This is a genomic window from Kitasatospora sp. NPDC057940 (assembly GCF_042887425.1).
Classification (GTDB): domain Bacteria; phylum Actinomycetota; class Actinomycetes; order Streptomycetales; family Streptomycetaceae; genus Kitasatospora.
In genome coordinates, this window is record NZ_JBHVPH010000002.1 from 189,744 (window position 1) to 202,298 (window position 12,555).

Consider the following 12,555-nt stretch of genomic DNA (forward strand, 5'->3'; position numbering starts at 1 on the left):
CGCGCCTAACGCCGTACTTCGCAGGCCCGCTCCCGCTCGGGGCGAGGGGACCACCGGGGCGAGGGGACCGTCAGGGCGTTACCGGGGAGGGACTACCGGCTCTGGACGGCGATCAGGCAGGTGTCGTCGTCGGTGTCGGCGGGGCTGAGGTCCAGCAGGCGGTCGAGGTAGCGCTCCAGGTCGGGGCCGGGGGCTCCGGCCGCGCGGATCAGCTGGTCGACGGACTCCTCGACCGGGCGGTCCCGGCGTTCGACCAGGCCGTCGGTGTAGAGGACCAGGACGTCGCCCGGCGGCAGGTGGGCGGTGCGCTCCTCGTACCGGGCGTCGTCCAGGGCACCGAGGAGCACGCCGTGCGGCAGCGGCAGCACCTGGGCGCCGTCCGCCCCGACCAGGATCGGGGGCAGGTGCCCGGCCCGCGCCCAGCGCAGTTCGCCGCCGGCCGGGTCGACGAGCACGCAGACGGCCGTCGCGGTGATCTGGCCGGGTTCGCGCAGGGCGACGGTGTTGGCCCACTCCAGCATCCGGGCCGGGCCGGCGCCCGTGACGGCGAGGCCGCGCAGCGCGTGCCGCAGGGCGACCATGCCGGTGGCCGCGCCGACACCGTGCCCGGCGACGTCCCCGACGGTGAGCAGCACCCGCTTGTCGGGCAGCAGCAGCACGTCGTACCAGTCGCCGCCGACCCGGTCGTGCTGGGCGGCCGGGCGGTAGCGGACGGCGGCGCGCAGGCCGGCCGGGCCGAGCGGGGGCGGGGCGGTGGGCAGGATGGCCTGCTGGAGCCGCAGCGCCAGTCGCTCGCTGTCGGCGGTCTCCTGCTCGCTGTCGGCCAGGCGTGCCCGGGTGGCGCCGAGGGCGACCTCCGTACGGTGCTGGGCGGACACGTCGTGGAGGGCGCCGCGCACGCCGGTGAGCCGGCCGTCGTCGTCGAGGACGGGTTCGGCGATCACCCGGGTGTACCGGTGGGTGCCGTCCCGGTGGACCAGGCGGACGACGGCGGACGCGGTCCGGTGCCGGCGCTGGACGGTGTCCAGCAGGCGCCGGATCGCGGGCTCGTCGTCGGGGTGGGCGTGCCGGGCGAGCTGGGCCAGCGGTACCGGGTCGGTGTCGGGCGCCAGCCCGTAGATCTCGTGCAGGCCGTCGCTCCAGCGGATCCGGCCGTCGGCCGGGCACTCCTCGAACCCGGCCACCCGGGCCAGCCGCTGGGCCTGACGCAGCAGGGCGGTCTGGTCGGCCTCACCGGTCCGCGCGGTCTCCGTCTGCCAGCCGACCAGCACGCGGCCGCCGACGGGGGCCGCCGCGAGCAGGACGGTGGCGGGAAGCGCGAGTCCGCCCTGCTGGAAGACCAGCCGGACGCGCTCGCCGGCCAGCGGGGCCCCGGTCTCGTGCACCCGGAGCAGCCGTTCGAAGAGGCCGCCGGCGCACGCGGCCGGGTAGACCTCCAGGAGCGAGGCGCCCTCCAGCGTGTCGCGGGGGCGGCCCAGCGGGTCGCGGAAGTGCGCGTTGGTGCGCAGGAGCGTGAAGTCGGTGATCTCTCCCCGGCGGACGACCGGTTCCAGCAGCAGGGCCGGAGTGGGCAGGCCCTCCAGGAGCGCGGTGTCGTCGCCGGGCGGGACGGGGGCGGGAGCAGGGACGGCAGCGGGGACGAAAGCGCGGGCGGAAGCGCCGGTGTCGGCGTCGGCCAGCAGGGTCGCGCAGAGGTCGGCGAGGGCGTGGAGCCGGCGGCGCTGGGGCTCTCCGAGAACCGGCGCAGGGCCGGGGCCGGAGTCAGGGCCGGGGCCGGGTGCGGGCCACAGGACCTCCAGCGCACCCCGGCGGCGGCCCGCGCCGATCAGCGGGAGGACGGCCCGGGCCGAGCCGGCTCCCACCGACGGGCCTGCGGCCTGCGGATCGCCGGGCCACAGCTCCGCGCCGCCGACCACGACGCGCTGGGCCGGGGTGGGGACGCCGGGTGGCACCCGGCTCCAGGCGTCGGCCTCGGCGGCGGGCAGCCCGGCGTGCGCGGCGAGGGCGAGCACGCCGCCCGGCAGCCGCAGCCACAGCGCGACGGCGTGCGCGCCGAGCGCGTCCGCCGTCTGCTCCAGGACGGCTTCGGCGACGCCCTGCAGATCGACGACGGCGGCCAGCGCGGGCGTCACGGGATCGGGCGGCGCAGGATCGGCCGCCCCGGCTGCCTGGCCGGACACCCCGGCGATGTCGGCGGCCAGGGCCGCCACGGGCACGGCTGCCTCCCGGGCGAGCCTGGCGAGGCGGGCGGCGGCTTCGGCGGGCAGCAGGCCGAGGCGCTCGGCCAGGATCCCGGTGGCCAGGTCTACGACAGCGCGGGCCCGGGCGTCGGCCTGCACCCGGGCGGCGGCGCCCTGGAGCCGGCGCACGGTCTCGGCGAGGGCCCGGGCCGTGGTGTCCCGGGCCGTGGTGCCCGAAGGCTCCTGCCCTGGGGTCATGGCGCGTCCAGCCAGTGCTGCATCCGGCCGAGCAGGTGTCGGGTGTCGACGGGTTTGGTGACGTGGTCGTCGGCGCCGGCGGCGAGGCTCTTGTCGTGGTCCCCCGGCATGGCCTTGGCGGTGACGGCGATGACCGGCAGGCGGGCGAAGCGCTCGTCGGCGCGGATGGCGGCGATCGCGGCGTAGCCGTCGAGGCCGGGCATCATCACGTCCATCAGCACGAGGTCGGTCTCGGGGTGGGTGCGCAGCAGGTCGAGCCCGGCACGGCCGTCGGGGGCGTGCAGCACGTTCAGGCCCTGCTGTTCGAGGGCTGCGGCGAGGGCGAAGACGTTGCGCAGGTCGTCGTCGACGATCAGGACGGTCCGCCCGGCGAGCGTGTCGTCGGGGGGCGGGTCCGGGTCGGCGGCGGGCGCGACCGGATGCCGTCCGCCGAGCAGGTGGATCACGCGTTCCCGCAGGTCGTCCAGGCCGTGGATGAGGTCGACCCGGCCGATGGCGGGGTCGGAGCGGCCGCTCGGGCCGTCGCCCTGGTAACCGAGGACGGGGCCGTCGCCCTGGTAACCGAGGACGGGGGTGTCGTCGGCCAGGACGTCGAGCAGGGTGGGGGCCAGTTCGCCGGAGTGGGCCAGGTCGAGGACGACGCAGCGGTACGGTCCGGCGCCGAGGGCGGCCCGCAGTTCGGCCTCGTCCCCGACGCTGTGGAGCTGGACCGGCTGCTCCGATGTGCCCAGCGCGTCCGTGGCGTCGCGGGTGACCAGGGTGAGCAGGCCCGGCGGGTCGGGTTCGACGACGAGGACGTGCGGGCGGTCGGCCGGCGGCAGCGGTGCTTGGCCCAGTGGCAGGTGGAGGGTGAAGCGGCTGCCCAGGCCGACGGAGGAGCGGACGGTGAGGGTGCCGCCGAGGAGCCGGGCGAGTTCACGGCTGATCGACAGCCCGAGGCCGGTGCCGCCGTAGCGCCGGCTGGTGGTGCCGTCGGCCTGTTGGAAGGCGCCGAAGATGCTGTCCAGGTGGGCGGGGTCGATGCCGATGCCGGTGTCCTCGACGTGGAACGCCACCGCCTCGGCCGCGCGGCCGAGTTCGGGCGGCAGGTCGGGGTGTTCGGCGTGCTCGATCCGCAGCCCGACCCGGCCGACGTCGGTGAACTTGACGGCGTTGGAGAGGAGGTTGCGCAGGACCTGGCGCAGTCGGGCCTGGTCGGTGACGAGTTCCTGCGGCACCGAGTGGTCGACCTCGACCTCGAAGGCGAGGCCCTTCTGGTCGGCGAGCGGCTTGAAGGTCGACTCGACGTACTCCAGCAGCGTGCGGACGGCGAAGGGCGCGGGGGCCAGCTCCATCTTCCCGGCCTCGACCTTGGAGAGGTCGAGGATGTCGTTGATGAGCTGGAGCAGGTCGGTGCCGGCGGAGTGGATGACGCCCGCGTACTCGACCTGTTTGGGGGTCAGGTTGCCGGTGGAGTTCTGGGCGAGCAGTTGGGCCAGGATGAGCAGGCTGTTGAGCGGGGTGCGCAGTTCGTGGCTCATGTTGGCCAGGAACTCCGACTTGTACATCGAGCTGAGGCTCAACTGCCGGGCGCGCTCCTCCAGTTCCTGGCGGGCCTGTTCGATCTCCAGGTTCTTGGCCTCGATGTCGCGGTTGCGCTGGGCGAGCAGGGCGGCCTTCTCCGCCAGTTCCGCGTTGGAGTACCGTAGTTCCTCCTGCCCTTCCTGGAGCTCTTCGGAGCGGGCCCGGAGTTCGGCCGTGAGGTGCTGGGACTCGGCGAGCAGTTCGTCGGTGCGGGCGTTGGCGAGCAGCGTGCCGATGTTGACGCCGCAGGACTCGGCGAACCGCGTCAGGAAGTCGCGGTGGACCTGGGTGAACGGGTGGACGGAGGCGAACTCCAGGACGCCGAGCAGCCATTCCTCCAGGGCGATCGGCAGGATCACGAGCGAGCGGGCGTCGGCGGCGCCGGAGCCGGAGGAGATGACGGCGTAGCCGGGTGGCAGATCGTCCACGGCGATGGTGCGCCGGGTGCGGGCGGCCTGGCCGAGCAGGGATTCGCCCGGGCGCAGCCGCTGCGGCGGCGCGTTCCCGACCGGGCGGCCGTAGGCGCTGATCAGGGCGAGTGCGGGGCCGGCGGCGGTCTCCTCGGCGAGGTAGAAGGCGCCGTACTGGGCGCCGACCAGGGGTGTCAGTTCGTCGGTGATCATCTCGGCGGCGGCCCGGATGCCCCGCCTGCCCTGGATGGCGGCGGAGAAGTGGGCGAGGTTGGTCTTGAGCCAGTCCTGCTCCTGGTTGGCGCGGGTGGTCTCGCGCAGCGACTCCACCATGGCGTTGATGTTGTCCTTGAGGTCGGCGACCTCGCCGGAGGCGTCCACACTGATCGAGCGGGTGAGGTCGCCGGCGGCGACGGCGCTGGTGACCTCGGCGATCGCGCGGACCTGCCGGGTGAGGTTGCCGGCCAGCTCGTTGACGTTCTCGGTGAGGCGCTTCCAGGTGCCGGAGACGCCCTCCACCCGGGCCTGGCCGCCGAGCCGGCCCTCGCTGCCGACCTCCCGGGCCACCCTGGTCACCTCGGCCGCGAAGGAGGACAGCTGGTCGACCATCGTGTTGACGGTCGTCTTCAGCTCCAGGATCTCCCCGCGCGCGTCCACGTCGATCTTGCGGGTGAGGTCGCCCCCGGCGACGGCCGTGGTGACCTGGGCGATGTTGCGCACCTGGCTGGTGAGGTTGTGCGCCATGAAGTTGACGCTGTCGGTGAGGTCCTTCCACGTCCCGGCGACGTTGGGGACGCGGGCCTGGCCGCCGAGGATGCCCTCGGTGCCGACCTCCCGCGCCACCCGGGTCACCTCTTCGGCGAAGACGCACAGGGTGTCCACCATGGTGTTGATCGCGTCGGCGAGGGCCGCGACCTCGCCCTCGGCCTCCACCGTGATCTTCCGGGAGAGGTCCCCGCGCGCGACGGCCGTCGCCACCTCGGACATCGAGCGGACCTGGCCGGTCAGGTTGGAGGCCATCACGTTGACGTTGTCGGAGAGGTCCTTCCACGCTCCGCTGACGCCCTTGACGGTGGTCTGGCCGCCCAGGTTGCCGGCGGTGCCGACCTCGCGGGCGACCCTGGTCACCTCGGCGGCGAACGCGGACAGCTGGTCGACCATGGTGTTGAAGACGGTCGCGATCTCCCCGAGCACGCCGGGCTGCTCGGGCGCGAGCCGGGTGGCGAAGTCCCCGTCGCGTACGGCGGTCAGCCCGGCGAGCAGGTGCCGCAGGGCCTGCTCGGCCGGGTCGGCGCCGGGTACCGGCCGCTCGTCCATCCGTCCCACCGCCCGGGTCCGCCGCACGACCGGGGTGCCCGACGGGCTCCCCGACCCCGGGGCGGCGGGCCGCCGCCCTGCTCCCACTGTGCCACCGGACGGCGAAGGGCGACAGACAGGACAGGTGTCGCTCCGGCGGGCCGGGGGGCGTCCACGACCGCCGGCGACGCGTTCACTCCGGTGGCGCGTCCCGCAGCACGAAGACCTCGACGGCCCCGGTCAGTTCGAGCATCCGCAGGACCAGCGGGCGGGGGCGGGCCAGTTCGATCCGGCTGCCCTCGGCGGCCGCACGGGCGTGGGCCCGGAACATCGCGTTGAGCCCCGTGGAGTCGCAGAACTCCAGGCCCTCGCAGTCGAGCACGATGACGGTCAGCGGCGCGGCCAGGGCCGCGTCGAGAGCCGTGTGCAGGTCGCCGACCGAGTCGAGGTCGAGTTCGCCGGCGAGCGCGAGGACGGTGCCGCCGGCCCACGGCCGGGCCAGCGCCGTGAATCCGCCCGTCTGCGGGACACGGCCGGTCGGTGGTCGGCGGGTCATGGTGTCGGCTCCTTCCGTTGGCGGCCGGTCGGGCGGTTCACGCCGTGCGGTACGCGTCCGCCCGGGCAGGTGCGAGGCGCAGCCCGCGTCCATGGCGGCCCCCCGCAGCGCGGCTATCCGCTGCGGGGGGCCGGAAACGCCCGGGAGGGAGGGGAATCAGCGCGGCGCCTCGGGTTCGGCGACTTCCTCGTTTTCCTCGGCGTCCACTGCGCCGTCGTCCACTCCCCCGTCGTCCGCTCCCTCGGGTTCGACCGGACCGGCGGGTTCCTCCGCAGGTTCGTCCGCCCAGCCGGGGGCGTCGCGGTCCTCCAGCTGCTCGCGCAGGCTGGTGAGGGTGGCGGTGAGCAGGCGGGAGACGTGCATCTGGGAGACGCCGATGCGCTCGGCGATCTGGGACTGGGTCCAGCCGTCCCAGAAGCGCAGCTTGAGCACCGTCTGATCGCGGCACGACAGCCGGGCGAGCAGGGGGCGCACGGCGGTGCGGAAGTCCGCGAGTTCGATGCCGGGGTCGCAGGCCCCCATGTGGTCGAGCATGGCGCTGCCGCTCTCGTCGAGGTCCTGCTCGCGCGGCGCGTCCAGCGAGTCGGGCCGGTAGACGCGGCCGGCGACCAGGCCCTCGGTGGCCTCCTCGACGGTGATGTGGAGGTCCTCGGCGATCTCGTCGGGGTGCGGGAGGCGGCCGAGTTCCTGCTCCAGCCGGTCGGATCCGCGGGCGACGGTCAGGTACAGCTCCTGCATGCCGCGCGGGACCCGGACCGGCCAGGAGGTGTCGCGGAAGAAGCGCTTGATCTCACCGGCGATGGTGGGGATGGCGTAGGTGACGAACTCGACGCCGCGGTGCGGGTCGTAACCGTCGACGGCCTTGATCAGGCCGATCGTGCCGACCTGGAGGATGTCGTCCATGTCCTCGGCGCGGTGGCGGAAGCGGGCGGCGATGAAGCGCACCAGCGGCATGTTGAGCTCGATGATCGTGCCGCGCACGTAGCTGTACGCGTGGCTTTCGCGGGCGAGTGCGGCCAGGCGCTCGAACAGCGCGTCGCTGAGTTCGCGTGCCTCGTACTTGCCCATCGCGCGCAGTTGCGCGTCCGTCGGGCGGGGAGGCACGTCGGGCGGGAGGCCGGACGGCGGGGCGGCCGTCCGGTCGGTGGGGCGACCGGTTTCCAGCGTGGTGGACACGGTGGCTCTCTCTCCTGGGGCATCGGGGCGAACGCCCGGCACCGCGAGCGGCTCGCGTCGAACGCGGAGGGGCTGCTTTCCGGAGGACTTTCCGGAGGACCTGGGCCCGACTCGGTCGGGCGACGGTCCCGGTGGCACCCCGCGGGGGTGCGGACGCGACTGGCTGCGATCCATGGCCGCGTCCATGCGTTCTCTACCCGACACACGACTTCCGATTCATGTTTTGGGTGGTTTATTACCTTATCCACGGGTACACGCGCTCGGGCAACGCCCTCCCACCACGACACCACGACAAGGAGCGCCGCCATGCCCCGAGGATCCAGCCCCAAACGGGAGCGCCAGTACGAGCACATCAAGGACAGCGCGCTCGACCGGGGCGAGAGCCAGAAGCGGGCCGAGGAGATCGCCGCCCGCACAGTGAACAAGGAACGCGCCCGGCACGGCGAGTCGAAGACCGCGAGCCGCAGTTCGCTCCACGACATCTCCTCCGGCCGCCGCGGCGGCCAGCGCTCGCACACGGGGGCCCAGGGCCCGACCTACGACCAGCTCTACAACGAGGCCAGGCAGCGCGGCGTCAAGGGCCGTTCGAAGATGAACAAGAGCGAGCTGTCACACGCGCTGGGCCGTTGAGGAGGGTGTCATGAGGACGACGACGGTGCAGACCACCGTGCCGCTGCTGACGACCACGCCGGTGATGATGACCGTTCCGGCTCCCCCCGGCCCGGACACCGAGCCGGTCCCGCACCCGAACCCCGCCCCGAAGCCGGGTGAGGACCCCGACCCGGCACCGCCGCCGATCCCGCCCTTCCCCAGTCCCGACCCGTTCCCGGGCCCCGGTTCCGACCCCGACCCGGCACCGCCGCCGGTCCCGCACCCCGGCCAGGCCTGAGACACCGGTCAGGCCTGGGACCCCGCTAAGCCCTGAGACACCGCTCAGCCCCGGGACCCAGCTCAACCCTGGAGTGCGCCGGGCTCCACCGGGGCCGCGACCTCCAGCCAGACCAGCTTCCCCTCGCCCTCGGGCAGGCAGCCCCAGTCGCGCGCCAGCCGGTCCACCACCCGCAACCCGTGGCCGCCCGGACGGCCCGGATCCGCGAACGGGCGCAGCCGTGGCGCGACCGGGCTGTCGTCCGAGACCTCCACCCGCAGCCGCTCACCGTCCCAGCCCAGCCGCAGCTCCCGGGGACCACCGGGCGCGTGCAGGCACGCGTTGGTGACCAGCTCCGACACCATCAGCAGGACGTCCTCCGCCGCCGCCAGCCGCCCGGCATCCAGCGCGGGCAGCCAGTGCCAGGCGAGCAGCGCCGTACGGCTGAAGTCCCGGGACCGCTGGACCGCGCCCTCACCGCCGGCCAGCACGAGCCGCCTGGTCCGGTCGGAGCCGCTCCGCCCCGGGCCGGAGGCCGTGTTCCTCCGACCGGAGTCCTTCGGCAACGCTCCTTCCCCGGGGCTCTTCATGCCGGGTTCTCCTCACTCCCCGTCGTCGCAGCCGCGCTGCGGCGGGTCCGCGGTCCTCAGAGCGGCGTCGAGGTCGGGGTGGATGCGCAGCACCGTGTCGGCCTCCGTGATCGCGAACAGCCTCGCCACCACGGGCCTCGGACCGGCGAGTTCCAGCCGCAGGCCGGCCGCCTCGGCGTCCAGGCGTGCGCGAAGCAGCAGGTTCAACCCGGTGGAGTCGCAGAACCGCAGGCCGGTGAGATCGACGACGATCCGTTCCTCGCCCCCGGCCACCGGACGGGAGAGCGCCGTCCACAGACCGTTCGCGCTGCCGTGGTCCAGCTCGCCTTCGACGGAGACCACCCGCACGACGCCCTCCCGGCGCACCGTGACGCGCAGGCCGTCGGATTGCTGCTCCCCCTCGCCCCCGCCGGGCTGCTCGGCTGGCCGTGGCATCGCTGGCTCCCGGTACGGTCGCGGTGACGTCCTGTCGTTCCGGCCATCATCCCGTGCGGCAGATCGGGTCGCGCGGACGGCCCGGGCCGGACGGACCGCCGCCCGCGGCAGAGCTGCCACCCCGGGCAGGACCGCCGCCCCGGGCAGACCCGGGCTCACCACCCGCTCCTCGTCCATGCCCCGCGTGTGCCCGCAGCCGCGGTGGCTACACGTGTGAGGGAGCAGGAGGCGATCACCGTGCCCACGCCGCAGGACACCGGCCGCGGCGGCCCCGGCCCGCTGCTGGTCGCGCTTCCTGCTCGCCGCCCGTTTCCTCGCCCTCACCCGTTTTCGTACCCCCGCCCGTTTCCGGCCCGTCGGCCCGGGTAGCCGCGCGACGCCGGACGAAGCCCGGCAGACGCCAGGGAGGCCGCCCGTGCGAGTGAACGGCGCGAGACCGGCCCGGCGGCGCCACCCGACGACCCGGGTGGTCCTGCCCCGGGCGCGCCCGGTCGTGTCCGACGGGTCCGGGGACCGCGTGCCGGCCGGGCTGCGGACCGCCGCCGGGTACACCTGGCGACTGCTCCTCCTCGGGGTGGCCGCCTACCTGGCCGTCGCCGTCCTCGGCCGGCTCCAGATGCCGGTCATCGCCGTGTTCCTGGCGCTGGTCATCACCTCGGTCCTGCGGCCGGCCGTCGACCTGCTGGCACGGGTGATGCCCCGCTCGATCGCCGTCCTGCTGGCCCTCGTGTGCGCCATCGTGGTCGTGGCCGGCGTTCTCGCCCTGGTGGGGACGACCGTCGCCGGCGAGTGGGGCCGGCTGGGCACCGAACTGCGCGGCGGCCTCGGGCGGATCGACCGCCTGCTCACCGGCGCCCCCTTCCACCTGCGGGCCGGCACCGTCACCGACCTGCGGGCGAAACTCGGCGAGTTCATCACCGCCCACCGCTCGGCGCTGCTCAGCACCGCGCTCAGCGGGGCGAGCCGGGTCGTCGAGATGCTCACCGGGCTGGCGCTCGCGGTGTTCTGCTCGGTGTTCTTCCTCCACTCCGGCGACCGGATGTGGTGCTGGGCGCAGCACCAGCTCCCGGCCCGGTCACGATCTGCCTGGAACCGCGCGGGGCACGCCGCGTGGCGCACCTTCGCCGGCTACACCCGGGGCGTGCTGATCGTGGCGGCGACCAACGCGGTGCTGGTCGGCGTCGCGCTGGCCGTCCTGCGGGTGCCGCTCATATTGCCGCTGATCGTGCTGGAGTTCGTCGCGGCGCTCGTCCCGCTGATCGGCTCGCCCATCGCTCTGGCCGTCGCCGCGCTGGTCGCCCTCGCGGCCCGCGGCCCGGTGGTCGCGCTGCTGGTGCTCGGGCTGATCGTGGTCATCGGCCAGATCGAGGGTCATCTGCTGCACCCGCTGGTCATGGGCTGGTCCGTCCGGATCCACCCGGTGGCGATCGCGCTGTCGGTGATCGGCGGCGCCGTGCTGGCCGGTGTCCTCGGCGCGGTGGTCGCGGTGCCGGTGGTGTCGGTCGCCTGGGCGGTGATCTGCGAACTCCGCGACCACGACCCACCGTCCCGCCCGGGCCCACGACCCAGCCCCCCAGCGGCACCCCACGGTCAGCCGCCCCACCAACCCGCCGAACGCCGACACCCCCACCGCCCCACCCCCGGCCGCGGCACCCGATGACCGGTGACCAGTGACCGGCCGGACCTCACGGCACCGTCGCCACCTCGGCACCGCCTGCACCTACGGGGTCGCCGCCGGCACATCGGAATGGGCAGGGAACGCATCCGTCCGACCGCGTCGTTGGTCCACCCGGAGAGGAGCGCTCATGAAGACGCGCCAGAGGGACCGCGATACCCCCGAACCGCAGGCGCCGTGGAACGAGGTCAGGCCGCGGCTGTGGTTGGGCGGACACTTCTGGGCCGACCCTGGAGGCGAGGCGCAGACCGCCGTCGTCGGTCGCGAATTCGACCTGGTCATCAGCCTGTTCACCCGAGCAGGCCACGGGCCGAGCCCCGGAGTCGACCATCTGATCAGTGAGATCCCCGACAGCCCACTGACTGCCGAGCAGCTCCACTCGGTCCGGCAGCTGGCCGTCATCGCCGCTACGGCTGTCCGGAACGGCCGAACCGTTCTCGTGCGTTGCCACTCCGGCTACAACCGCTCAGGCCTCGTCGTCGCTCAGACCCTGATCGAGCTGGGCCACGACGCCGTCACCGCCATCGCCCTCATCCGGCAGACGCGATCACCCTGGGCCCTGAACAACCGGACCTTCGAGCAGTACCTCAGCACGGGACTGGACGTCGCCTACCTCCTGGCCGGACTCGAAGCCCATACCTGACCAATGCCGAAGGGTCGAATCCGCGCCGGAATTGCACGCGACCCGTTCCCTTCCGGCCCGGGCGTCGTTGGGCAGGTGATCGATGTGATCCGGCCCGGACGGTCCGCGCATTGCCAGGTGACCCGCCCAGGGCCCGACCCATTTGGCATGACGAGGGAGACTGACGATGAAGCTGAGTGTTCGACGCGGACTGCTGGCGGCGACCGCCACGGTCGGCCTGATCCTGGCGGTGGCCGCGCCGCAGGCCACGGCGGCCGGCCCGCAGCACCCCGCCTCCACCACCAGTGCCGAGCAGGCGGGCGGGCAGCGGGTGGCGCCGGGGGACCCGGTCCGCGACGGGAGCCCGGACTCCGCGGTCGACCGGGTCGCCGACTTCTACGGCGCCTACATCGACGCCGTCTTCGACGGCACCGACAACCTGTCGAACGACCTGCGCGCCCACTACCTCACGGTGGACTTCCAGCAGCGACTGGCCGCCTGGGAGGAGGCCAACCACGCCGACGGCGTCCTCCGCGCCCAGGACGTGCCCACCCACTGGGAGGTGCGGTACCACGACTCCGGAGCCGGGCACCTGTTCACCACCGTCACGCTCACCTGGGGCACCGGCCCCAACGCCGGGCACACCAGGCTGGCCGTGCAGAGCGACCTGAGCACCAAGCTCATCTCGGACATCGAGGACGCCCCGGCCGGGTACTGACCCAAGCCCGGAGCAGATGACGGAGCGGGCGGTGCAAGCGCGGGCGGCCGACGACGCCGCCTGAGACGAACCCGCCGATCCGCCTCCCGTCGACCGCCGTCCGTGGTGGGGCCCGGCCCCGACCCCGTCCCCCCCACTCCCACGCCCCCGACGCACGGGCCCCCCCCCGCCGGTGAGCCCGCGGGGTAAAAACGGCGCGGGGGGGGGC

The 12,555-nt window shown here is 74.1% G+C and carries 11 protein-coding genes; 5 read left to right on the plus strand and 6 right to left on the minus strand.

The features are described 5' to 3' along the window. Positions 1-92 precede the first annotated feature (92 nt). From ACFVTF_RS04400 to ACFVTF_RS04415, 4 genes are all read right to left on the minus strand, one after another. Positions 93-2,438 carry a PP2C family protein-serine/threonine phosphatase gene (locus ACFVTF_RS04400; RefSeq protein ID WP_387808814.1) on the minus strand — a complete coding sequence of 782 codons (2,346 nt, stop codon included), beginning with the start codon at positions 2,436-2,438 and terminating at the stop codon, positions 93-95. Continuing rightward, positions 2,435-5,728, minus strand: coding sequence for a HAMP domain-containing protein (locus ACFVTF_RS04405; protein ID WP_387808817.1), 3,294 nt, complete (start codon positions 5,726-5,728; stop codon positions 2,435-2,437). Before ACFVTF_RS04405 ends, ACFVTF_RS04400 begins: the two co-directional genes overlap by 4 nt. Positions 5,729-5,900: 172 nt before the next feature. Beyond that, entirely contained in the window at positions 5,901-6,263 is a 363-nt protein-coding gene (locus tag ACFVTF_RS04410) for an STAS domain-containing protein (RefSeq protein WP_387808820.1), read from the minus strand. A gap of 156 nt (positions 6,264-6,419) precedes the next feature. Continuing rightward, positions 6,420-7,439 (minus strand): SigB/SigF/SigG family RNA polymerase sigma factor, encoded by a 1,020-nt coding sequence (locus ACFVTF_RS04415; protein WP_387808822.1) that lies wholly within the window; start codon positions 7,437-7,439, stop codon positions 6,420-6,422. Between the two features lie 306 nt (positions 7,440-7,745). Here ACFVTF_RS04415 and ACFVTF_RS04420 point away from each other — a divergent pair, with 306 nt between their 5' ends. After that, entirely contained in the window at positions 7,746-8,069 is a 324-nt protein-coding gene (locus tag ACFVTF_RS04420) for a plasmid stabilization protein (protein ID WP_387808825.1), read from the plus strand. Between the two features lie 10 nt (positions 8,070-8,079). Further along, the gene (locus tag ACFVTF_RS04425) at positions 8,080-8,328 is read left to right on the plus strand and encodes a hypothetical protein (protein ID WP_387808828.1); all 249 of its coding nucleotides are present in this window, start codon (positions 8,080-8,082) and stop codon (positions 8,326-8,328) included. A gap of 62 nt (positions 8,329-8,390) precedes the next feature. Here the strand turns inward: ACFVTF_RS04425 and ACFVTF_RS04430 are convergent, their stop codons facing one another. Both ACFVTF_RS04430 and ACFVTF_RS04435 read right to left on the minus strand, forming a co-directional pair. Beyond that, a complete protein-coding gene (locus tag ACFVTF_RS04430; protein WP_387808831.1) occupies positions 8,391-8,897 on the minus strand; it encodes an ATP-binding protein in 507 nt (168 codons plus the stop codon). A 12-nt stretch (positions 8,898-8,909) separates the two neighbouring features. Beyond that, a complete protein-coding gene (locus tag ACFVTF_RS04435; protein ID WP_387808833.1) occupies positions 8,910-9,332 on the minus strand; it encodes an STAS domain-containing protein in 423 nt (140 codons plus the stop codon). Between the two features lie 415 nt (positions 9,333-9,747). On the opposite strand from ACFVTF_RS04435, the gene ACFVTF_RS04440 reads away from it, so the two are divergent. The 3 genes from ACFVTF_RS04440 (at position 9,748) to ACFVTF_RS04450 (ending at position 12,347) form a co-directional block, all read left to right on the plus strand. Beyond that, a complete protein-coding gene (locus tag ACFVTF_RS04440; RefSeq protein ID WP_387808836.1) occupies positions 9,748-10,992 on the plus strand; it encodes an AI-2E family transporter in 1,245 nt (414 codons plus the stop codon). A 145-nt stretch (positions 10,993-11,137) separates the two neighbouring features. Continuing rightward, positions 11,138-11,650 (plus strand): protein phosphatase, encoded by a 513-nt coding sequence (locus ACFVTF_RS04445; RefSeq protein ID WP_387808838.1) that lies wholly within the window; start codon positions 11,138-11,140, stop codon positions 11,648-11,650. A gap of 166 nt (positions 11,651-11,816) precedes the next feature. Beyond that, positions 11,817-12,347, plus strand: a complete 531-nt coding sequence (locus ACFVTF_RS04450) for a hypothetical protein (RefSeq protein WP_387808841.1) — start codon at positions 11,817-11,819, stop codon at positions 12,345-12,347. Positions 12,348-12,555 lie beyond the last annotated feature (208 nt).